General features: G+C 46.4%; 19 protein-coding genes. 13 read left to right on the plus strand and 6 right to left on the minus strand.

Going from position 1 to position 19,802, the window contains the following annotated elements; genetic code table 11:
• The first annotated feature begins 109 nt into the window (after window positions 1–109).
• From ribF to QRD89_RS01255, 4 genes are all read left to right on the plus strand, one after another.
• Window positions 110–1,045, plus strand: a complete 936-nt coding sequence (gene ribF, locus QRD89_RS01240; RefSeq protein WP_008634913.1) for a riboflavin biosynthesis protein RibF — start codon at window positions 110–112, stop codon at window positions 1,043–1,045.
• A 26-nt stretch (window positions 1,046–1,071) separates the two neighbouring features.
• Entirely contained in the window at window positions 1,072–1,320 is a 249-nt protein-coding gene (locus QRD89_RS01245) for a YuzB family protein (protein ID WP_008634912.1), read from the plus strand.
• Window positions 1,321–1,334: 14 nt separating this feature from the next.
• A complete protein-coding gene (locus QRD89_RS01250; protein WP_026578856.1) occupies window positions 1,335–1,823 on the plus strand; it encodes a DUF1189 family protein in 489 nt (162 codons plus the stop codon).
• A 102-nt stretch (window positions 1,824–1,925) separates the two neighbouring features.
• Complete coding sequence (locus QRD89_RS01255; protein WP_026578857.1) at window positions 1,926–2,750, plus strand: aldo/keto reductase; 825 nt, start codon at window positions 1,926–1,928, stop codon at window positions 2,748–2,750.
• A 41-nt stretch (window positions 2,751–2,791) separates the two neighbouring features.
• On the opposite strand, the gene QRD89_RS01260 is transcribed toward QRD89_RS01255, so the two are convergent.
• Entirely contained in the window at window positions 2,792–3,373 is a 582-nt protein-coding gene (locus QRD89_RS01260) for a CDP-alcohol phosphatidyltransferase family protein (RefSeq protein ID WP_026578858.1), read from the minus strand.
• Between the two features lie 175 nt (window positions 3,374–3,548).
• On the opposite strand from QRD89_RS01260, the gene QRD89_RS01265 reads away from it, so the two are divergent.
• The gene (locus QRD89_RS01265; RefSeq protein WP_008634908.1) at window positions 3,549–4,130 is read left to right on the plus strand and encodes a cell wall hydrolase; all 582 of its coding nucleotides are present in this window, start codon (window positions 3,549–3,551) and stop codon (window positions 4,128–4,130) included.
• A 48-nt stretch (window positions 4,131–4,178) separates the two neighbouring features.
• Here the strand turns inward: QRD89_RS01265 and QRD89_RS01270 are convergent, their stop codons facing one another.
• The gene (locus QRD89_RS01270; protein ID WP_008634907.1) at window positions 4,179–5,591 is read right to left on the minus strand and encodes an alanine/glycine:cation symporter family protein; all 1,413 of its coding nucleotides are present in this window, start codon (window positions 5,589–5,591) and stop codon (window positions 4,179–4,181) included.
• Window positions 5,592–5,736: 145 nt separating this feature from the next.
• Here QRD89_RS01270 and QRD89_RS01275 point away from each other — a divergent pair, with 145 nt between their 5' ends.
• The 5 genes from QRD89_RS01275 (at window position 5,737) to QRD89_RS01295 (ending at window position 10,301) form a co-directional block, all read left to right on the plus strand.
• A complete protein-coding gene (locus QRD89_RS01275) occupies window positions 5,737–6,333 on the plus strand; it encodes a flavin reductase family protein (RefSeq protein WP_286096132.1) in 597 nt (198 codons plus the stop codon).
• Window positions 6,334–6,507: 174 nt separating this feature from the next.
• A complete protein-coding gene (locus QRD89_RS01280) occupies window positions 6,508–6,885 on the plus strand; it encodes a GntR family transcriptional regulator (RefSeq protein ID WP_026578860.1) in 378 nt (125 codons plus the stop codon).
• Window positions 6,878–7,777 (plus strand): ABC transporter ATP-binding protein, encoded by a 900-nt coding sequence (locus QRD89_RS01285; protein ID WP_286096134.1) that lies wholly within the window; start codon window positions 6,878–6,880, stop codon window positions 7,775–7,777. Before QRD89_RS01280 ends, QRD89_RS01285 begins: the two co-directional genes overlap by 8 nt.
• Window positions 7,752–9,767 carry a DUF6449 domain-containing protein gene (locus QRD89_RS01290; RefSeq protein WP_286096135.1) on the plus strand — a complete coding sequence of 672 codons (2,016 nt, stop codon included), beginning with the start codon at window positions 7,752–7,754 and terminating at the stop codon, window positions 9,765–9,767. The genes QRD89_RS01285 and QRD89_RS01290 overlap by 26 nt, the downstream gene beginning before the upstream one ends.
• Window positions 9,768–9,782: 15 nt before the next feature.
• A complete protein-coding gene (locus QRD89_RS01295; RefSeq protein WP_286096136.1) occupies window positions 9,783–10,301 on the plus strand; it encodes an RNA polymerase sigma factor in 519 nt (172 codons plus the stop codon).
• A 102-nt stretch (window positions 10,302–10,403) separates the two neighbouring features.
• On the opposite strand, the gene QRD89_RS01300 is transcribed toward QRD89_RS01295, so the two are convergent.
• The 4 genes from QRD89_RS01300 to QRD89_RS01315 form a co-directional block, all read right to left on the minus strand.
• The gene (locus tag QRD89_RS01300) at window positions 10,404–10,901 is read right to left on the minus strand and encodes a PCYCGC motif-containing (lipo)protein (RefSeq protein ID WP_051349010.1); all 498 of its coding nucleotides are present in this window, start codon (window positions 10,899–10,901) and stop codon (window positions 10,404–10,406) included.
• Between the two features lie 85 nt (window positions 10,902–10,986).
• Entirely contained in the window at window positions 10,987–12,624 is a 1,638-nt protein-coding gene (locus QRD89_RS01305; RefSeq protein WP_026578865.1) for a thiamine pyrophosphate-binding protein, read from the minus strand.
• A gap of 1 nt (window position 12,625) precedes the next feature.
• A complete protein-coding gene (locus QRD89_RS01310) occupies window positions 12,626–15,445 on the minus strand; it encodes a sensor domain-containing phosphodiesterase (RefSeq protein ID WP_286096138.1) in 2,820 nt (939 codons plus the stop codon).
• A gap of 204 nt (window positions 15,446–15,649) precedes the next feature.
• The gene (locus QRD89_RS01315; RefSeq protein WP_008634881.1) at window positions 15,650–16,600 is read right to left on the minus strand and encodes an iron-hydroxamate ABC transporter substrate-binding protein; all 951 of its coding nucleotides are present in this window, start codon (window positions 16,598–16,600) and stop codon (window positions 15,650–15,652) included.
• A gap of 157 nt (window positions 16,601–16,757) precedes the next feature.
• On the opposite strand from QRD89_RS01315, the gene QRD89_RS01320 reads away from it, so the two are divergent.
• The 3 genes from QRD89_RS01320 to QRD89_RS01330 are packed head-to-tail and all read left to right on the plus strand — an operon-like array spanning window position 16,758 to window position 19,802.
• A complete protein-coding gene (locus QRD89_RS01320; RefSeq protein ID WP_286096139.1) occupies window positions 16,758–17,798 on the plus strand; it encodes a FecCD family ABC transporter permease in 1,041 nt (346 codons plus the stop codon).
• Window positions 17,798–18,802 carry a FecCD family ABC transporter permease gene (locus QRD89_RS01325; protein ID WP_062515781.1) on the plus strand — a complete coding sequence of 335 codons (1,005 nt, stop codon included), beginning with the start codon at window positions 17,798–17,800 and terminating at the stop codon, window positions 18,800–18,802. The genes QRD89_RS01320 and QRD89_RS01325 overlap by 1 nt, the downstream gene beginning before the upstream one ends.
• Window positions 18,803–18,821: 19 nt before the next feature.
• Window positions 18,822–19,802, plus strand: coding sequence for an NAD(P)/FAD-dependent oxidoreductase (locus QRD89_RS01330; RefSeq protein WP_008634878.1), 981 nt, complete (start codon window positions 18,822–18,824; stop codon window positions 19,800–19,802).

A 19,802-nucleotide genomic window follows, 5' to 3' on the forward strand; every position in this document is an offset into this window, starting at 1 on the left:
TTGTTTTATAAGGGCAGAATCATTGCAAAATCAGGTGTTGGTTGATTAAATAAAAGGAGATAATATAGAATAGACAGGTTTAATTCAAGTTGGAAGGGATGCTTTGCTAATGGAAACTATCGAAGTCACGGGACGACCGCCGGAAAGTTCCGAACCGAAGGTACTCATTATCGGTAAAATGGACGGCGTCCATCTCGGTCATCAGGCACTGCTGAGAGAAGCGAAGAGCCTGGCAGCCGAAGGAGAGAAGCTGGCCGTGTATGCGTTCTCTGATCATCCGAAATGGGTACTTCGCGGTGATGAAGCATTTAAAGCCTCTTTGTCCACGGATATGGATAAACAGCGTTATCTCAAAGCCTATGGTGTCGAGCTGTACTATCACGTTCATTTTACGAAAGAATATGCCAAAACGTCTCCGGAAGAATTTGTTTTGGAACATTTAAATCGTTTAAATATCCGACATGTCGTCGTCGGGGAAGATTTCCGATTTGGGAAGGGCAGAGGATCGGACGCCGAAGGGCTGAAAGAACTCTGTGCATCCATCGACATTGGAGTTTCTATCGTTCCGGGTGTGCTGATGCACGGGGATAAAGTGAGCAGTACAGATATCCGGAATCATGTGATGGGAGGCAGAATGGAAGCTGCCCAGTCGATGCTCGGCCGCCCCTTTGAAGTAACAGGGGTTGTTGAAAAAGGCCAGCAGCTCGGTCGTACGCTCGGGTATCCGACGTTGAACGTAGGTGGGATTGACGCTTACGTGAATGTGAAACCGGCCGTCTATCTTGGAACGGTCCAGATCGGATGGGACAAGCCGGAGTATCACTACACGTTAATCAGTGCCGGTTACCGCCCGACCGTGAACGGGGATTCTTATAAAGTCGAAGCATACTTGCTGGACTTCTCCGGTGACTTGTACGGTCGGGAAGTTACGGTGCAATTTCTGCGTCATCTCAGAGATGAAGTGAATTTCAATGGAATGGATGCACTCGTCGAACAGATGAAGCACGACGAAGAGGAAGCACGAAGCATTTTAGGTTTAGCTTGATAACATCTTAGAAAGGGGTACGCACGATGGGGATTGTAGTCGTAGAAGTTTGTGACGGGAACTTGATCAATGAATTGGATATTGAGGGTCTGATCGAGTCCGAATACCCGGAAGTGGCTGTACTCATGAATGATTGTCTATCTTTCTGCGGTATGTGCGCCGTGCGTCCTTACGCCATTGTCAACGGCCACAGGGTATTCGGTAAGACACCCGAAGAAGCATTGGATAAAATCCGCAGAAAAATTGAAGAAGAACTGGCGATTTACGCTGAATAAGGCGGGATGAGACGATGGGATTCCTTGATTCCTTGATGAACAGTCTGCGTTTACCGAAGAAAGAAGCCATGTTCCGCTTGAATAGAAAAGGGATCACCCACACGATCGGCTATTTATTTATTCTTCTGGCCCTGTTGTTCCTGCCGGATATGGTTGCAACAATCGTTCATATGGAAACGAATTTGACGGAGATTTCCCGTGGGCGGTATGTGGTTCAGTTTTTAGTCTTTTACCCATTGTTGATCATTTTTATCATATTGGTCGGCATTTCCCTGCTGGCTGCTGCGAGTATGCTGCTCAGGAGAGTGCTTTCGAGAAAACTCATTTATCAGCAGCTTTGGAAATTGTCCGCTTATGCTGTCACGCTGCCATTGATTCTAAGCGTTGTTCTGAAATATATGGAGGTGCCTGATCGTTACAGTGCCCTGTTATTTCTGATTATTTTCGGTTTCTTTATGTACAAAATGATTATCGTCTATCCGAAAGTACCTGCCAAGGCGTGATCCTGCAGGTGCTTTTTTGTTTGAGCAGATTCATCTATGGGTACGGAACTAGTGTGCTACAATATTCGTGAATGAAACCCTTATCAGAAAAGGAGAATGACAATGAAAACAGTTACGTTACATAACACCATTGAAATGCCGCAGCTTGGCTTTGGTGTTTGGCAAGTAGAAGAGAATGACGCAGTACCTGCTGTTACGAAAGCGATCGAAACGGGTTACCGTTCCATCGATACAGCTGCCATTTATGGGAACGAGAAGCAAGTCGGCGAAGCGATTCGTCAAAGCGGCGTTTCCCGTGACGAGCTGTTCATTACAACCAAGGTCTGGAATACGGACCAAGGATATGACAATACGATTCAAGCACTGGAAACAAGCCTGGATAAACTCGGTCTTGATTACGTGGATCTTTATTTGATTCACTGGCCGACTCCGGAATTTGATGAATATGTAGAGACGTACAAAGCACTGGAACAACTGCAAAAAGACGGCAAAGTGAAAGCGATCGGCGTGTGTAACTTCGAAATCGAACATCTGCAGCGTCTGTTGGATGAATGTGAAGTGAAGCCTGCCGTCAACCAAGTGGAATGCCATCCTTACCTGGCACAGAACGAATTGAAAGACTTCTGCCGTCAACACGGCATTCACCTGGAAGCATGGAGTCCATTGATGCAGGGCGGAGAAATCCTGAAAAATGATTCCGTACAGGCCATTGCTGAGAAACACAGTAAGACTCCGGCGCAGGTTATTATCCGCTGGCACTTGCAGAACGATACGATCGTTATTCCAAAGTCCATTACACCTTCCCGAATTGAAGAGAACTTTGATGTTTTCGATTTCGAGCTGACTGCGGAAGATATGGACGCAATTAATAAATTGGACCGTGGTGAGCGTAAAGGTCCGAAACCTTCTGAAATGAACGTTCGATAAATATAAAAAAAGGAGCCGGCATTTCGAAGCCGGCTCCTTTCTTATTTTAAAATCCTTTTTGCCTCCATGAAGCGTTGACCGCCTGTGAACAGTTCGACGCCGATGAATAAGAGCGTCGACCAAAGAAGGAAGTCAGGGAAGAGGAGCATGAGACTGAAAAGGATGAAACCTTCCGTCCGCTCCGCCAAGCCTGCTTGATAGTAGAATGATTTAATCCCGGATCTATCCGATACCGCTCCAACTACGAGAAAGATAGTCATGGAGATAATGATCGAAACACTTAACAACAGGAGCGGCCATAGGACTTCAGGGTGAACGTATGCGATAGCCAGTATCATCCCGATTTCCACAATCCGGTCGAAGGTTACGTCCATCACTGTGCCGAATGGCGAACTACTCGTACTTCGAGCCATTGTTCCGTCTACGGCATCCAGAAACCCGGACAGCCATAAGAGAAGGACGGCGATGACCGGCTGCCCGAGGACATAAAGGACACTTGTCCCTACGCCTGCCACGAGTGCCGCAATGGTCACTTCATTGGGGGTTCGGCCCATATGTATGAGCTGCTCAGCTGTCTTCTTAATGACTGGTTCTACATATTTCCTTGCGTGAGTATCTAACATGACAACACCTACTTTTATCTAATCCATATTCTTTACCCAAAAGCATCCGTCCCTAGACTTCGACTGGAGTGTTCAACGGTTCACAAGGCTGGTAATCTTGGAAAGAATTAATAATGAATTCATCTGACCTCTATGTTACCTTGTAATAGATCAAATTCAAGGAGGTAGAAGGATAGTGTTTAAGAAAGTTTTGATGTCTGGAATCGCCGCTGTCGGCGTTCTTGCTTTGTCATTCCCACAGCTGAGTTCTGCCGAAGTGAAAATGCATAACGTAAAGCAGGGCGATTCTATTTATAAGATTGCCCAAAATTATGGAATTTCAGCCGATCAGTTGGCGGCTATGAATGATAAAAAGGGAGACGAAATCCATCCTGGAGAGCAGTTGAAGCTTCCTGTGATGCTCAACGAAGGGGAAAAAGACTTATTGGCCCGTCTTGTTGAAGCAGAAGCAAAAGGGGAGAGCTATGCTGGTAAGGTAGCTGTAGCTACGGTTGTTCTGAACCGGATCGAGAGCGATATTTTTCCGGATACGCTGTATAACGTCATCTATGATGGGTACCAGTTCTCGCCGGTATTGAACGGGACTATTGAGCAGCCTGCTGGTGAAGAATCCAAGCGTGCGGTGGAAGAGGCGTTGGATTACCAAGGTTATGACCGCGAATCCATCTTTTTCTATAACCCCGATAAAGCACAAAGTGATTACTTGAGTAAGAAAGAAGTAACGACAGTAATCGGTAACCACGTGTTCATGAGATAACAAAGAAGCACCCTGTAAGGGGTGCTTCTTTGTTTATTAGAAATAGGATCAGCTGGCGTCTTCTTCGTGAAAGAGTTCCACTTCTCTTTTCTTTCGGCGTTTTTTATACACGCGGTCGATGTAATCGTCTGTTAATGCTGCCACTTCTTTATGAAGGAACAGCAGCGGGATGATGTTGGCGAGCAGGACAAATGCCAGAAGCAGATCCAGGAAGTTCCAGACGAACTGCAGTCCGCCGATTGCCCCGACAAAAACCGCGAGAATATATACGATCCGCATAAACTTCGCAGCTTTCAATCCGTATAGATATTCCGCTTGTTTCTCTCCATAGAAAACGAGAATACCTATCGTAGTAATAACGAAGAAAATGAGGAAGACGCTGATAAAGCTGCTTCCAAAGGCATCTCCGAATTCACTGCCGATGGCGACATTGATCATGTTGGATGCATCGCTTCCTTCCACTTCTCTCCATGCACCTGTTACGAGTACGGTTAAGCCCGAAATTGTACAAATAACGATTGTATCGACGAAGACACTGACCATGCCCCACATCGCTTGTTTGGATGGATGATCGGTTTTAGCAGCAGCGTGGGCGATTGGTGCTGTTCCAAGGCCTGCTTCGTTGGAATACAGTCCCCGGGCAATTCCCCATCTGAGAGCTGCGGCAATTCCGGCACCTGCGAATCCTCCGGTAGCGGAAATAGGAGTAAATGCATGGGTGAAAATCAGGCTGAATACGTTAGGAATCTGCTCGATATTTGCAAAAATTACATATAAACAGATACCTACATACACCAGCACCATACCTGGAACCATCTTGTCCGTAACTTTGGCAATACGCTTAATGCCGCCGAATACTACAAGGGCGATGGCTGCACACATGACAGCACCGGTGATATAAACCGGCCATCCAAAGGCACCCTCCGTTTGGGTAGCAATCGAATTCGATTGGACCATAGCACTTGGTATCAACTCAATCATCAGGAAGAAGGCGAAGGCGGTGGAGACCCATTTCCATCCTAGGGCTTTCTTTATGTAGTATTGCGGGCCGCCTACCCATTCGTTGTTTTTATTTTTTTCGCGGTATTTCATTCCCATCAGGATTTCACTGTACTTCGTAGCCATTCCGATCAGAGCTACGACCCACATCCAGAACAGTGCGCCGGGTCCTCCGAGAGAAATCGCGACCGGTACCCCAACAATATTGGTTGCACCTGCCGTAGAGGCGAGTGCGGAAGTGAATGCCTGGAAGGGTGTAATCGTCCCCTTTTTCTTCGTCTTCTTGAAAATCTGTCCGATTGTTTGATGAAGAATATGTCCGAAAAAACGGAACTGAAAAAAGCGGATACGGATAGTGAGAAAAATGCCGCCGGCGATAAGGATGATCGCGAGCGGGTAAGTCCATAGGAAATCGGAAATGGCTGCGATTCCTGCCTTGATACTATTCCATGTCTCTAACAAGATTTTGTCTCCTCTCCATATCAATAGATACCCATATATTCCCTTATTTTAATTTGTTAAACAATAACAGGAATTCATAGGAGTGTGAAAATTTAGAATATAATTTATCATTGTATTATACAAGTCTTTTCAAGGAGGAAGAATTATGTTAATTAAAGAGGTAGACTTTAAGGACCATTATATGAACAAACTTATTAAAGGCGCAGTCGTACCAAGGCCGATTGCCTGGGTATCAACCGTCAATAGCAAAGGCGGACGTAACTTGGCGCCTTTCAGTTTCTTCACGGTAGCGTCTATGGATCCGGTGACTTTATGTTTTTCGGTTGGAGAAGGGAAAAGAGAAAAGGATACACTGATAAATATTAAGGAAACAGGTCAATTCATTATTAATATCGTTACGGAACGACTTGCTAATGCCATGCACGAAAGCAGCAAGAGTTATGATGCCGGAGTCGATGAATTCATTATGGCAGAAGTGGAAGCAGAAAATGGAGAAACGGTCCGCGTTCCCCGGGTCAAAGAGTCTCCGGTCCACATGGAATGTGAATTAGACCGTATTGTAACGATAGGAGCCGGTCATTTAGTACTTGGGAAATTGGTTGGTTACCACGTGGAGGAGGAGGTGTACATGGAAGGGGATAAAGTGGACCCGGAGAAGCTCCGACCTGTAGGGAGAATGGGTGGGAATTACAACATGGTTCGGGATTTCTACTCTCTTCCTAATTCAGACCTTCCTTCCTAGTAGAAGATCGTGCGGTATTCCGCACGATCTTTTTTTATGGGCGTCTGCCCGGCCTTTCTTGCCATGGATAATACCTTTCACAAAAAAACACTTTGCAAATGACATATTCTGCTTTATACTACTGTATTATGAGTAGTAATACAGTTAATACACCTAAGAAATGGAGGTGGATAAATGTTTGAATTGGATGTTCGAAGCCGTAAACCGATCTATGAACAGTTGGTGGAGAAGCTGAAACAGCTGATTATCCGTGGAGTCCTGAAGGGAGATGAGAAGCTTCCTTCCGTACGGGAACTTGCTCAACAACTGACGATAAATCCTAATACCATTCAGAAGGCGTACAGGGAATTAGAATCCCAGGGCTACATTTATTCTTTAAAGGGAAAAGGAAGTTTCGTCCATCCGGAGCGGAACGTAAATAACGATGAGGAGTTGAGGAAGATGAAGGAAGCGTTGAAGAAGCTGTTTGCAGAAGCATTGTATCTCGGTATGACACCGAAAGAAATAGCCTCCCTTCTACGTGAAGTAGAGGGTGGTGAACAGAATGATTAATGTGAAGGGTTTACATAAATCCTTTCAAAAGGAGAAGATCTTGAACGATGTTACTTTTCAAGTAGGCGAGGGATCGATTTACGGCCTTTTAGGGTCCAATGGAGCTGGAAAAACCTCCCTGATGAGGATCTTGGCCGGAATACTAAAGCAGAGTGACGGGCTTGTACAGATAGATGGACAGCAGGTGTTTGAAAATGAGGACACACAGCAGAAAGTCTTGTTCTTATCAGACTCTTTGTATTTTCATCCTCAGTATACGACTCGTCAGATGGCTAATTACTACCGGTCCATGTATAAGGCATGGAGTGAAGAGCGATATGAAGCATTGAAAGAGGTATTCCCTTTGGATGAGCACAAGAAAATAAGCCGGTTTTCCAAAGGAATGCAGCGACAGGTTGCGTTTTGGCTGGCGATGTCCTCGAACCCCGATGTGCTTATTCTCGATGAGCCGTTCGATGGTCTGGATGCAGTGATGAGGCAGAGAGCACGAAGTTTGATCATTCAGGACGTTGCCGAGCGGCAGATGACCGTGCTGATCTCTTCTCATAATTTAAGAGAAGTGGAAGATATCTGTGATCACGTCGGTATTCTGCATAAGGGGGAACTTTTACTGGAAAGAGACTTAGATGATTTGAAAGAAGATGTCCATAAAATCCAGGTAGCCTTCCGCGATCAAGAAACCTCCATTACATCTATCGGATTGGATCTCCTTTATCACGAAAAGCGCGGCAGTGTGAATCTATTGATCGTCCGCGGTAAAGAAGAAGAGGTCGAGCGTTCGATAAGAGCGCAGCATGCGCTCATCTATGACCGGCTGCCTTTAACGCTGGAAGAAATCTTCATCTACGAAATGGGAGGTGCAGGATATGCCTTTGAAAACATCCTCGTTTAACCGGGAAATTATTAAGCAGGATTACCGGAACGTCGGCTGGATTGCTATTGTCTATTTCTTCGGTCTTTTCTTTTTCGGACCGATGCAGGTGTGGATGAGTATGAGTCAGAAGGAGCCGGACTTCTATAACGGCACAGGAATGTTCGAAGGAGCCTTTCTGTATGAAGCCCAGGTCGTCTTCGTTTATCTTCTTCCGGTTTTGATGGCCATATTTCTATTTCGCTATATACAAGTGAGAGGAGCGGCAGACTTTGCGCACAGCTTCCCGGTAAAACGTCCCGCATTGTTTATGCATCACATCCTTTCCGGTGCCTCCTTACTGCTTGCACCGATTCTGTTGAATTATATTCTTCTGCTTGTGACAGCTCTTGCAGCGGATGTAAGTGCGTATTACACATTGGGGAATCTGGGTTACTGGCTTCTGTTAATGGTTGTCATAACGCTGTTGTTTTTCAGCGTTACGGTATTCATCGGAATGCTTACAGGATTGTCTGCTGTCCAGGGAGTGTTGAGTTACATATTCCTTTTACTTCCGGCAGGTCTTTATGCTCTCATCTCGTACCTGTTGTCATCAACTGTGAAGGGTTTCTCACAAAATGTCATTCTTAATGAATCGCTGGATAAGTTCTCACCGCTTTTGGACATCGTTGTCTTTGAGAGAAGCTATTATGTTTCTGGTGAAGGAGAAGTCGCAGGGGAACTGCCGGTTGCCAATATGAGCTTGCTTATATACGGAGCAGCGGCTGTCTTTTTCTATTTTGCCGCCCTGTATTTGTACAAAAAGCGACCGCTGGAAGCTGCTTCCAATGCCTTGGCGTCTCCGATCCTGCACCCTGTTTTTAAGTTTGGCACAATGTTCTGTTCCGCATTGTTTGGAGGGATGTACTTTGGCCTGACGCAGAATTCTCATTCCTGGATGATTGCAGGGTTCGTTATCGGAGGAACGATCGGATACTTATTGATCGTCATGTTAATTGAAAAGACCTGGAGAATTTTTATCTGGAAGCATGCGAAAGGCTGGGCAGGCTATGCGTTGATCACCGCGGTGATGATTGCTGTCATTCCATTCCTTTGGAAGGGATATGAATCCTATATTCCAAGTGCCGGGGAAGTGGAGAAAGTGTACTTCGGAAACGGCTACTACCAATATGAAGAATCCCAGCGGGAAGGAAGCAATTACTCGTTTGTCCGTTCGAAGGAAGCCATTGAGCAGGTGAGGGCTGTCCATGAATCGTTAATAGCAGAAAGCGAACCTCTTGAAAAATCCGGGGAAGACTTCTTTATCGGTTATCAACTGGACAATGGCAAAGAAGTGCTCCGCCAGTACTACGTGGACAGAAAAGAGATTACGGAAGGCTTGAAGGAATTGTATGAAACAGAAGAATATAAAAATATGCATTATCCAATTCTTCAAGCAGATATATCAAATATTGGGAAGGTGGATCTATATCCTGTAACGAATGGCAGTGAGATGCCGAGGTTGTACGATCCGGAAAAAATCAGTGGTTTCGTTGAAGCATTGCGGAAGGACTTGGAAGGACTTACTTATGAAGAAATGGTTGATCCGAAAGGGTTTGGAACCAATATTGACTTTACGGTGTCCGGAATGGAGAATCGAGGCTTCTTGTCTACCAGTGTCTATCCTTCCTACGAACATACAATGGAATGGCTGAAGGAAGAAGATCTTTATGAAGAGGTAATGGTTGATTCATCCATGGTGGATAAAGTGGAAGTGTATCCGCTTGGAAATGATAAATATGACACGTACGATTTCGAAGGCTATGCAATGGCGCTTCAAGGAGAAGGATATACTCCGATGACCCTGAACGGTGCGGATCAAATAGAAGCTGTCATGAATGCAGACGAAAACTGGAGAGAGAACGGGTACCTTTTCGTCTATTATCTCAAAGGGGAAGATTCGGAAAACAAGGTGTACTTAAGTATGGAGGAAGCGGAAGCTCCTGACTTTGTTAAGGAACACTTTGAATAAGGGAGAGACATGAGGATGGATTTCCGTGACATGTATGAACAGTTTTACCAAAGGGTTTATTATACAGCTTTGAAAGTGACCAGGGATGCTTGTGCGGCGGAGGATATCCTTCAGGAGACTTTCATGAAAGCACATGAGAAGTGGGAAGAAATCAGGGATCAAGGCAAGGCAGGTGCCTGGTTGGCTACGATTGCCCATCGGAAGGCTATTGATTACCTCCGGAAAGAGAAACGTACACAGGTGGTTCCGTTGGAAGAAGCATTGACACAGTCTTCCAAAGAATCCCCATTCTCGGAAGTGGAACATACCTGCGTCCTTCATCAAATGGAAGAGGGGATAAGGAAACGTGTCAGCTTGTTATCTCCGAAGCTCCGCGATGTTTTTCAGCTCCATGTAACCCGGCAAATGTCAGAAGGGGAGATTGCGCAAGAGTTGAATATTTCCCTCTCCGCTGCTAAGTCCCGATTACACAGAGCCAGAAAAGCTGTTAAAGGAAAGATGACAGAGGAATGGAATTTTGGGGAAATTGCCTGACTAGTACGGTTATAATATTGACGGGCGCTCTTTCTCGACAGCCTGAAAAATCCGAACGCACGGATGCGTTCGGATTTTTTTCTTTGAAAAGTGTGGACAGCACTAGATATCCGGCGTCGGCGTTGGATCTGCGTAGCCTTGGTTGTAGGTTTCGTCAATGATCGAGCGAATTTCCTTTACAGACTTTCCTTCTTCGGAAGCGACGATAGCTTGGGCGGCTATCTCCAGGCAAACACCGCATTTCGTTCCGTGGTTGTCCCATTCTATCGAACCGTTTTCCTCTTGGGCGTGGACGAAGCAGTCGTAGTTGCTCGTATGTCCGACGCTCTCGCCACATCCGCAGTAGCAAGGCATGGATTCCAATAATCCTCGATACGCCGGTACGGCTGCATAGATCGTTTGAATGTTGTCGGGCTGTTCTGTTAAAAAATTCGGAAGCTTGGAGGCAGAACTTGTTGTTTCACGGATATCGCCGTTGACGTGCATCGCTTTTTCTTCATGGGTGTGTTGTTCCGTCTCTGATTCTTCCTCTAATGTAGAGCAGCCGGAAAGAGACAGTCCGACAGCAAAGCTGACAGTAAGCAGTTTCAGTGATTTCAATAGGAGGCACCCTTTTCTGAGGTAGGATAGTTCCATCATAAGAAGGGTCACTTCTAAAAAGCAATCGCAATCTTATAAAACGGCATTATTTCCCGAAAGAAGACAAAAATTTCACCCTGTCACCCATTGGCGGAATGTTGTCATCCACTAAGGAAATCTCAAGAAGGGAGGGACCGTCTGCAGGGAGAATTTTCGCTATGGTTTCTGTATCTATATCTTCCAACGTCTCTATTCGAACACTTGGAATACCCATAGAGGCAGCCATCTCCGCAATAGCGACAGGCTTTTGGCCGAAGCGTTCGTGCGCCCGCTTATACTGAAGAGCGTGGCCGTGGTGGACCATCCCCAGCCGGGCGTTATTCATGACGATGAATAATACGGGAATGTCGTATTCCTTAGCCGTCAAAATTTCCATTCCGTGCATGAAGAAGCAGCCATCCCCCGTAATGCTCACCGTAGGCCTGTCTGGATCGGCAAGCTTGGCGCCTATGGCACTGCCTATTCCGCTTCCCATAGCACCGAAGTGGACGTTGATATCGAAAGAGTCGGCAGACCGCACCGGCATATGGTGAATAACATAGGACATAAATTCGCCAATGTCGATCGTGAATCTTGTAGAGGCGGGTAGTAGTTCCTGGAGGGCGTGTAATACATTCTGAGTATTGTACTCATCTCTGTCGTTCCTATGTTTCTCCCGAACAGGAACAGCAACCTCTGCAGGATTATAATCTCCTGATTTCAAAGCGGTCGTCAGGGAAGAAATCGTTACATCCAGGTCTCCGTGTAAAGGAAGGTCCACATTGTATCTGCGGTTAAAGACCGTCGCATCGTAATCGACCTGAATCGTATACTTGCTTCTCGTCAAATGTGGGTTCCAATTGTTTGTAGCGGTTTCTCCCAAACTGCTGCCTAATATAAGAATCGTTTCTACTTCAGAATCGTGGACGAGTGTGCTTGCCTGCTCATGACCGGCGAATCCGAAGACACCCTGATGGAGCGGATGGTCGTCAGGAATATACCCTTTTGCCTGAGGCGTTGTGATGAACGGCCAATGGAGAAGTTCGGCTAATTCTAGAGCATCTTTAACCGCGCCTCTTATCCCCTGCCCGAGCAAAATCATTCCTTTCTTTGTATCCGCGAGTTTATCAGCAGCCTCAGCAATCAACTCATCGCGGGGAAGAAGTTTTGTACGCTGCGGGAACGAAGGGATGGAAGGTGGAGCAATACTTTCCAACTGCACATCGATAGGCATGGCGATGTGGACTGGCCCGGGGACTCCGGTCATGGCGATCTCCACAGCTTTATGAATTTCAGGGAGCAGTTCTTCCGCACGGTCTACTCGCTGGCTGTACTTCGTCACGGATTGATAGATCGGATCAGCATGTAATTCCTGTGACGCATTTAAACCTACTGTATCAACGGGGACGGCACCAGTCAGAAACAATACGGGCAGGTGCTCCCTCATGGCATTGGCAGCACCTGTTACTAAGTTGGTTGCCCCCGGCCCGCTGCTTGCTATACATACGCCTAAAGAGCCGGAGTATTTAGCGTAGGCGGCAGCCATATAGGAAGCAGCCCCCTCGTGCTTCGTCACTACTGGAGTTATGGAAGGTGTATCATACAGCTCGTCAAAGAAGGCGTTGACCGAACCGGCGGGTATACCAAACACGTGCGTCACATTACCGTTTACGAGATAATCCATAACGGCTTTCACAGCTTTCATATCAATCCACCTCATTTCTTAATAATTGAAGGAAATTTTCCTCAAATCTGTCTGCCGGAAGGGGGCGGCTGTAGTAATAGCCCTGAACCCAATTACAACCGTGTTCCCTCAGGAATCGTGCCTGCTCTTCATTTTCCACACCCTCTGCAATTGCGTTCAAATGAAGACTGTTTGCTAATGTAATAATGGTCTTAGTAATAGCAGCATTGTTCGGGTTTGTAGTGACGTCATCGATGAAAGATTTATCAATTTTCAGAGTGTGGACAGGGAAATCTTTTAAATAGCCGAGCGAAGAGTATCCGGTCCCGAAATCGTCAATCGATATTTGCACACCGAGATTTTTCAATTCGGCTATGGTTTTAAGCGTTTGTTCCGTGTTGTGAATAATCAAGTTTTCGGTAAGCTCCAGCTCCAGGTTGTGAGGAGGAAGGCCGGTATCTTTTAATACCATCTCCACAAAAGGGACAAGGGCCTTTTGGTTAATCTGCTGTGGAGATAAGTTGGCAGAGATGACCAATGACTGTTGACCGGAGTCGTACCAGTTCTTCATTTGTTTACACGTTTGCTCAATAACCCATTCTCCCAGAATAGTTACGAGGCCTGTTTCCTCTGCTAACGGAATGAATTGACTGGGAGACAGTAGTCCCAGCTTTGGATGATCCCAGCGTATGAGCGCTTCAGCTCCAATCAACTGGTCTGTGCGGAGATCGAATTTTGGCTGGTAGTGAAGTTCGAATTCATCGCCTCTTTGGAGTGCTTTAAAGAGGTCATTCTCTAATTGAATCTGCTCGATGGCTTTGGTGTCACTGCCAGCGCTGAATAACTGAAATTGATTTCCGGACAGCCCTTTTGCTTTGTACATAGCGGCATCGGCATGTTTGATCAGCGTTTCCGCGTTTTCCCCATTATCCGGGTAAATACTGATACCAATGCTCGTTTTCATAGCTACTTCCTGTTCTTGTATAAGGAAGGGTTCGTCGAAAGAGCGGAGAATTTTCTGGGCACAGATCACTGCATCTTCCGTTCCTTCTATGACAGGAAGCAGGATGGTGAATTCATCCCCGCCCTGCCTGGATACGGTGGCTTCTTTCGGGATGGCCCGCTGGAGACGTTTCGCTACTTCTTTAAGCACAGAATCTCCGAAGCTGTGTCCGAATGTGTCGTTGATCTTCTTAAAACGGTCCAAATCGAGAAATAAAATAGCCATAGGGCGGCTGTTGGATTGTGCGTAGCTCAATGCCTGATAGAGGCGGTCTTGAAAAAGCACGCGGTTCGGAACATTTGTGACGCTGTCGTAGTAAGCATGGTATTTAATTTTCTCTTCCATTTGCTTACGTGACGTGACATCTTTAAAAGTGACGACATACCCGACCGTTTTCTGACCCTCTTTCTGTGGATTAATAACGTACTCAACAGGAAAAATCGTTCCGTTTACCGTAAAGAAGAAGTGATCTTGTGTAAGCTGGTCCCGCTTCTCTTCATAAATTTCGATAAACTGCGCCGGAGGTTCCATTCCGGAAGCTTCCCAGGCAAATATGTGAGAATAGGGGAGGTCAATCATTTCTTTTTCCCCCTTATACCCGAGGAGACTGGTCGCTGAAGGGTTGGCAAAGGTGATTCTCCCATCCAGGTTCAAACCGAATATCCCTTCTCCGGCAGAATTCAGGATTAAATCTTTCTCCCTGCTGAGCTGTCTGAGTTCCGTGATTGCTTCTTCCAGTTCTGCGTTCTTGCTGGAAAGCTCCGAGGTCCGTTCATGGATGATCATTTCCTGCTTTTCTATATAAATCAAGTTGAAAAGGACGGGGGCTGTAGCATCAACAATGGACTCGGCCAATTGGCGTACAGAAGCAGAATAAACACCACGCTCTTCGGTCAAGTCGACGACAGCGATCGCTCCAAGCACCTCTCCGAGAGAGACAAGTGGGATCATATAGAGACCACGTATCCCGAACTGCCTGCAAATCTCATGATGGACACGTTCATCCTTGTCCACATCCGGAATGAAAATGGATTTCTTCGTTTGAATAACTTCCTGGAATACGGCATCTTCCCTGTGGTTGAACGCCACCCTCGTGTGCGTGTTCTTCCAATCTTCCTCAGTCCACTCACTGTCTTTACTCAGACTTGCCGGCTGCAGGTTGTGTTCCGCTGCCGGATCGATGAAGTGGGCGCCGATATTCGGGTTATTCAGTATCCCCCCCAAGTAATGGAAACACTTATCCAGTGCTTCTTGAAGTGAGGAGCAGTGGGATAATTCTCTGGTCACGTTCAACAGCATTTGCTTATCAGCAATCAGCCTTTCCTTCCTGGAGAGGCTGTTCGCATTACGAATGGCTACAGCAGCCATATTAATGTAGGCTTGAACCGTTTCGATCTCCGATTCTGTCAAATTCATTGGTGTCCCATAATCGAAAAGAAAGACAAGACCGTAGAGTTCTTCTGCGTAGGAGATCGGTGCTACGAGGAGGGAGTTGATCTTAAAAGCTTTCACTGCACGTTGATCTGGACGTTCATCTTTAGATGTATCAGGTATATAGATCGCTCTTCCTGTTTCAATAACTTCTTTAGCAAGGTTGTCCTGCTCCGGATCGACGATATGCATGTCGAGAGTCATACCGTTGATCAGCGCCGGTTTTCCGACATACCCTTGATACGTACCGTCTTCTCTTGGTAAATAAATGCCGACGGAGTCACATCGCATGATTTCTTCTGAGATGGCTGTGACGACATGTTCTAATACTTCGCGCAGATCCAGCTTCGTGTTGATCAACTTCGTAATTTGTGCCAGGCGGGAATATCTAGTTTGTTCTTCAGCCATTTCGTAACCCCCTTCATGTGTTCATCATGTGATAGTGTTCGACTATAATAGAGAACTTCCTGCACAATATTAGAATCTTTTACAAAATAACCTCAGAAAAGACAAAAGGTGGTTCATTGTGCCTAATGTTTCCGGGTTAAGAATATACCTTACAGGATGAAAAAGAAAAAAGGTGGAGCTTCTAACAGCTCCACCTTTTACTGGTTATTTACTTAGTGTATTCACTACTTTATCAATAGTCATTTCGTGAGCGATAACACCGTCAATCGTCCAATGACTTGGTTCATTCATAAGGTAAACTTGGTCGCTCTTTGCAGCAGGGGTGTTCTGCCAGACGGAACTGTTCTCTAGGATTTCCAGCCCTGGTTCTCCTTCTGCTCCGATCAAGAAAACATGGTCAGCGTCCATTTGTCCGAGTTTCTCCAGGGAAATCGGATTCCATTGCTCTTCTCCTTCTGGTAAATTCTTTATGAATTCAGGCTGAGTGATACCCATGTCTTCGTACATAATTTCCGCCGCATACCGGGTATTATCGAAGACATAGAATTGCTCACCTGTCGTCCAAACAAAAGCAACGGATTCGTCGCCGATGCTGTTTTTAAGTGAAGATTTGGCATCTTCTACTTTTTGATCGAAGTCATTAAGTACCTTCTCCGCTTCCTCTTTCTTATCAAGAATTTCTCCGATTGCTGTTAACTGGGCACGCCAGTCCGCATTCGTTTCTTCCTCCATCACATAGGTAGGAGCAATATTGTTGTAGTCGTCATAGCTCCCGTTCTGGAGTGCGGATGGGGAACTGAAGATGATGAGGTCCGGATTCTGCTCAATAGTCTGTTCAATCGGAAGATCCCAACCGATTTTAGGTATGTCTTTTAATTCAGGCTGTAAGTAGTCGAGTACGGAATCTCCAATAGACCATTGAGCCACAGGCTGTTCACCAAGAGCTACTAAGGAATCTTCCAAATATGGTGCCAGGATACGTTCCGGGTTTTCAGGAATCGTCGTTTCCCCCATCGCATGAGTCATGGTACGTTCTTTTGCTTCCTGTTCCGAATCCTTCTCTGCATTCTCTGTGTCACTATTACAAGCGGTTACAATAATCAGTACAAATAACAGACTGATCATGACAAGCCATTTATTTCGTCTCACGTTCATTCGTCCTCCTAAAAAAGTATTCATGCGATAATGATAATCATTTTCAAATAAAGTGTCAATGTGGTGATGCTTGAATCCTCAACTATTTGCCTATATACTTGGTTTGATGATAATGATTCTCAATAATAGAGTTTACATAGAGAGAAGGTAGAATGCCGTGGAGGAGAAGGGGCGAAAAAGAAAAGAATTAGAAGGGTTGCGCACTCATTATGGGAGCGCTGCGATCTGTATCGCCGTCGGACTATTATTATTAGTATTTTCGGCTTTCGCATCTGTCATTTCAGGTGTGACAGATATCGGATGGAAGACGGTATGGGCGGCGGTCACCGACTTCGATCCTACCCTTACCAGCCATCAGGTGATAAGAGAGCTGCGACTGCCGAGAACGACAGCGGCAGCCTTAGTCGGAGCATTTCTTGCCGTTTCCGGGGCAGTGATGCAGGGGTTGACGAGAAATCCGCTTGCATCCCCGTCTATCATGGGGGTTTCTCATGGAGCGGCGTTTGCGCTTATTCTTGCTCTTGTATTTTTCCCTGGTATCACTAATTTGGGACTGACCGCTGCTTCCTTTATCGGTGCCGGTTTAGGTGTTGTTCTCGTGTTCCTTGTAGGATCTCTGTCCAAGGGAGGTTTGACACCGGTTAAACTTGCCTTAGCCGGCGTTGCCGTCGGTGGGATGCTCAGCTCGTTATCCTCTGCGCTGTCTCTGCATTTCCAAGTGGCAAAACATATGAGCTTCTGGTACGGAGGCGGTTTGGCTGCAACGAATTGGACGTCCGTTCAAATTCTTGCAGTCGCAGGGGCATTCGGCTTAATTCTGGCACTTCTCCTCTCCCGCGCCGTGACAATTCTCAGTCTTGGAGAAGAGGTATCTAAAGGTCTCGGCCAAAATGTATGGGTCGCTAAGACGCTCGGTGTCATCGTTGTGTTTGTCCTCACAGGAGCTGCCGTCTCTGTGGCTGGAACGGTCGGCTTTATAGGTCTTATCATTCCTCATATCACTCGATATTTTGTCGGTTCGGACTACCGTCTGATCATCCCTGTATCCGCTGTCTTCGGAGCTCTGCTGCTCGTGGTGTCAGACATAGGGGCAAGGCTTGTTAATGCTCCGTTTGAGACTCCGGTCGGGGCCATTACTGCCTGCATCGGAGTTCCTTTCTTTCTCTACCTTGCCCGCGGTGAAGGGAGAGGAATGTAATGAAAAAAAAGCGATATGTAATCATCATGGCCGTGTTGGTCATCGGTCTTTTGGCCGCGATGGCCGTCAGTTTGAATACAGGTGTAGTGACGATTGCTCCTCTTGATGTACTAGAGACACTGCTTGGCAACGGTACCGATCGCCAGCAGCTGGTTCTGTTTGACTTCCGTCTGCCGGGAATGGTGCTTGCACTTGTAATAGGTGCAGGTCTCGGTATTTCCGGTGCTGTCCTGCAAGGGGTCACTAGGAATGATCTTGCTGATCCAGGCGTGTTGGGAATCAATACCGGAGCGGGTTTTGCTGTCATTCTCTACATTTATTTCTTCCAGAAATCAATGACGTCCGTCGGTGGACTCGGAATCTATATCCTGCCGGTGTTCGCACTGCTCGGAGCATTCGTGGCTGCTGGACTCGTTTATATGCTTGCTTGGAAGAAAGGGGTCAACCCCGTCCGTTTGCTGCTTGTCGGAATCGGTGTTAATGCGGGATTTAGTGCAGCACTTGTCATTTTCCAGGTGAAGATGAACCCGCAGGACTTCAATCAAGCCCTCGTCTGGCTTGCAGGGGATATATGGATGGGGAACTGGGAAATGGTCCTCGCTGTTGCTCCTGTCCTTGTCGTGGTTGCAGCATACGCCGTTTATAAGTCTACGACGCTGAATGTCCTGAGCCTCGGCGATCAAATGTCGATCGGACTTGGTGCAATGGTGGAAAGAGAGAGACGTAAATTGCTGTTCGCTGCAGTAGGGCTTGCTGGTCTGAGCGTAGCCGCGGGCGGAGGGATTGCTTTTCTTGGCCTCGTAGCGCCGCACATAGCAAGAAGGATCGTCGGTCCAAGGCATGAATACATGCTGCCGGCTGCTGGTCTGATCGGTGCTTTGCTTCTGGTGCTTGCCGATACAATTGGAAAGAATATCATCGCACCCGCAGAAATTCCTGTCGGGATTGTCGTATCCATTGTCAGTACCCCTTATTTCATTTATTTACTTATGAAAACAGAGTAACGGAGAAGGAGTGACCATCATGGCAGAAATGTTTGACGTGACGATCGTAGGAGGAGGAACGACTGGTTTGTATGCTGCATTCTACAGCGGGATGCGGGGTTTAAAGACAAAAGTGATGGAATACCAGCCGGATGTTGGAGGTAAGGTTTCCTTCTTTTATCCAGAGAAAAAGATATATGATGTCGGCGGTTTTCCGGGAGTGACCGGGGAGAATCTCGTAGCCAACGTTCAGGCACAGGCAGAAAGTGTGAAACCGAAAATAGTGACAGGAGTAAAAGTGACGAGTATCGATGCGCTCTCCGATGGTACTTACGTTTTGAAGGAAGAAGGGGGAGGGGAGCATTATTCCCGAACCATTCTTATTGCTGCAGGAATGGGAACATTTGAAATGCAGCCGCTTCAAGTACCTGGAGCAGAGAAATATGCGGATACTTGTATTCATTACACGATTCAACACTTAGAGCGATATGCCGGAAAGAGCGTAGCGGTCGTTTCCGAAAACCGAGTGGGGGTTGATTGGGCACTTGCTCTGGAAAATTGTGCAGAAGAGGTACATTTGATAAATGCCGGTGATAAGTTCAAAGCTGTTTACGAAGGGGATGTTGAGAAACTAGAGGCATCGAGTATACATGTCCACTACCATCAGTCACTGGAACGTCTTCATGGAGAAGATAAGCTTTCTCACATTACTTTACGTGATGGGGAGAAGATCAAGGTCGATCATCTACTCGTATATGAAGGGTTGCAGATTGACAAGAGTTTATATGAACAGTGGGGGATCACAACCGAGAAAGGAAGGATTCCTGTGGGAACGGATATGTGTACAAATAGGGAGGGAATATATGTCGCCGGTGATGCAGCTATTTATCCTAACAAAACAATGCTGATTGCATCGGGATTCAATGAAGCAATGGCTGCTGTCAACAGTGCTGCCATGTATTTGGATCCGAAGGCTAAATCACAGGTTTACAGTACGGTTATATACAAACATACCCAATGA

Source organism: Halobacillus sp. ACCC02827 (genome assembly GCF_030291935.1).
Classification (GTDB): domain Bacteria; phylum Bacillota; class Bacilli; order Bacillales; family Halobacillaceae; genus Halobacillus.

Bases quoted from the DNA above. Each gene is read 5' to 3' on its own strand.
- ribF (WP_008634913.1), top strand. From the start codon at position 110: ATGGAAACTATCGAAGTCACGGGACGACCGCCGGAAAGTTCCGAACCG.
- QRD89_RS01245 (WP_008634912.1), top strand. From the start codon at position 1,072: ATGGGGATTGTAGTCGTAGAAGTTTGTGACGGGAACTTGATCAATGAA.
- QRD89_RS01250 (WP_026578856.1), top strand. From the start codon at position 1,335: ATGGGATTCCTTGATTCCTTGATGAACAGTCTGCGTTTACCGAAGAAA.
- QRD89_RS01255 (WP_026578857.1), top strand. From the start codon at position 1,926: ATGAAAACAGTTACGTTACATAACACCATTGAAATGCCGCAGCTTGGC.
- QRD89_RS01260 (WP_026578858.1), bottom strand. From the start codon at position 3,373: ATGTTAGATACTCACGCAAGGAAATATGTAGAACCAGTCATTAAGAAG.
- QRD89_RS01275 (WP_286096132.1), top strand. From the start codon at position 5,737: ATGTTAATTAAAGAGGTAGACTTTAAGGACCATTATATGAACAAACTT.
- QRD89_RS01280 (WP_026578860.1), top strand. From the start codon at position 6,508: ATGTTTGAATTGGATGTTCGAAGCCGTAAACCGATCTATGAACAGTTG.
- QRD89_RS01285 (WP_286096134.1), top strand. From the start codon at position 6,878: ATGATTAATGTGAAGGGTTTACATAAATCCTTTCAAAAGGAGAAGATC.
- QRD89_RS01290 (WP_286096135.1), top strand. From the start codon at position 7,752: ATGCCTTTGAAAACATCCTCGTTTAACCGGGAAATTATTAAGCAGGAT.
- QRD89_RS01295 (WP_286096136.1), top strand. From the start codon at position 9,783: ATGGATTTCCGTGACATGTATGAACAGTTTTACCAAAGGGTTTATTAT.
- QRD89_RS01305 (WP_026578865.1), bottom strand. From the start codon at position 12,624: ATGAAAGCTGTGAAAGCCGTTATGGATTATCTCGTAAACGGTAATGTG.
- QRD89_RS01310 (WP_286096138.1), bottom strand. From the start codon at position 15,445: ATGGCTGAAGAACAAACTAGATATTCCCGCCTGGCACAAATTACGAAG.
- QRD89_RS01315 (WP_008634881.1), bottom strand. From the start codon at position 16,600: ATGAACGTGAGACGAAATAAATGGCTTGTCATGATCAGTCTGTTATTT.
- QRD89_RS01325 (WP_062515781.1), top strand. From the start codon at position 17,798: ATGAAAAAAAAGCGATATGTAATCATCATGGCCGTGTTGGTCATCGGT.
- QRD89_RS01330 (WP_008634878.1), top strand. From the start codon at position 18,822: ATGGCAGAAATGTTTGACGTGACGATCGTAGGAGGAGGAACGACTGGT.